Origin of the sequence: Rhizobium sp. MHM7A, from assembly GCF_005862215.1 — a bacterium.
In the GTDB taxonomy this organism is placed as follows: domain Bacteria; phylum Pseudomonadota; class Alphaproteobacteria; order Rhizobiales; family Rhizobiaceae; genus Rhizobium; species Rhizobium bangladeshense.
Window position 1 is genome coordinate 1 of sequence record NZ_VCHT01000083.1, and the last position, 560, is coordinate 560.

At 60.0% G+C, this 560-nt stretch carries 1 pseudogene; it reads right to left on the reverse strand.

The window, feature by feature from the left end:
* Positions 1-511 (reverse strand): annotated as a pseudogene (locus FFR93_RS40500) (IS5 family transposase); the annotation flags it as partial.
* Positions 512-560: the final 49 nt, after the last annotated feature.

The window sequence follows — 560 nt, forward strand, 5'->3', positions numbered from 1 at the left end:
CCACTTTTGGCATCCACTGCCAGATGCAGCTTGCGCCAGGTGCGACGTGATCTGGCGCCATGTTTTTGCTCCAGCCACTGCCCGGCGCCGTACACCTTTAACCCCGTGCTGTCGACCAGCACATGCAGCGGGCCGTCCGGCAGAGGCGGGTTTCGTTGGGCCGGCAGCTTCCACGTTTGTGCCCGACGGCTCAGCGTCGTATGATCGGGGACGGGTATCTCAAGTCCCATAAGATCGAACACCGAATTCATGAGCCCTTCGCTCTGGCGCAGCCGCATTCCGAACACACAGCCCAGGGTCAGGGCCGTTTCGATGGCAAGATCGGAATAGCGGGGTTGACCACCTCGCGTTTTTCGCCGTGGTGCATGCCATCCCGCCAATGCTTCCGGCGTCATCCACAGTGTAAGACTGCCACGCCGAGCAGGCCTGCCTCGTACTCAGGCCAATTCGTCACCCTGAAGTTCATCTTTGCGATGTGATGACGGCGATCGGCGTTGTGTTTGTACGGCATGGCACTCGGATCAAGCTGATTGCGATCCTGTTTGCCTATCGCCGAACCG